Origin of the sequence: Streptomyces sp. YS415, assembly GCF_023544665.1 — a bacterium.
Lineage (GTDB): Bacteria > Actinomycetota > Actinomycetes > Streptomycetales > Streptomycetaceae > Streptomyces.
The window spans coordinates 1-843 of sequence record NZ_JAMJFL010000085.1; the positions used below are offsets into that span (position 1 = coordinate 1).

Annotated in this window: 1 protein-coding gene; it reads right to left on the reverse strand. The window is 68.6% G+C overall.

Features of this window, described 5'->3' with window-relative positions; genetic code table 11:
• A partial coding sequence (locus M8H82_RS36340; protein WP_250080029.1) for a CE1758 family FMN-dependent luciferase-like monooxygenase occupies nucleotides 1–843 on the reverse strand: 843 nt, incomplete at both ends.

Genomic DNA, 843 nt, shown 5'->3' on the forward strand with positions numbered 1-843 from the left:
GTTGAAGAGCTGGCGCTGGTAGTCCCCGAAGGTCTCGCGGAAGGTGAGGGTCTTGTCGATGACCTCCTGCGGACTGCCGACCGTCAGGGGGGTGTGCTCGGCGACCTCCTCCAGGGACGGGCCGCCGCGGTAGACGGGCGTGTTGCGGAAGTACGGGCGGTAGTCCCGCAGTGCCTCTTGGGAGGTGCGCCGCATGAACGCCTGTCCGCCCAGGCCCACCACGGCCTGTTCGCGGGTGCCGTGGCCGTAGTGCTCGAAGCGGTCCCGGTAGAGGTTGACCAGACCGACGAAGTGCCGCTTGGGGAAGAAGAGGTGGTTGGCGAAGAAGCCGTCCCCGTAGTAGGCGGCCTGCTCGGCTATCTCGGGGCTGCGGACGGAACCGTGCCACACGAACGGCGGCACGCCGTCGAGGGGCCGGGGCACCGACGTGAAGCCCTGGAGCGCGGTGCGGAACTTGCCCTGCCAGTCCACCGACTCCTCGCGCCAGAGCCGGTGCAGCAGCGCGTAGTTCTCGATCGCGAGGGGGATGCCGTCGCGGACGTCCTGTCCGAACCACGGGTACACCGGTCCGGTGTTGCCGCGCCCCATCATCAGGTCCACGCGTCCGTCGGCGAGGTGCTGGAGGACCGCGAAGTCCTCGGCGATCTTCACCGGGTCGTTGGTGGTGATCAGCGTCGTGGAGGTGGACAGGATGATGCGGTTCGTGCGTGCCGCGATGTAGGCGAGCAGGGTGGTGGCCGAGGAGGACACGAAGGGCGGGTTGTGGTGCTCGCCGGTGGCGAAGACGTCGAAGCCCACCTCCTCGGCCTTGGCGGCGATGGTGGCCATCATCCGCAGCCGTTC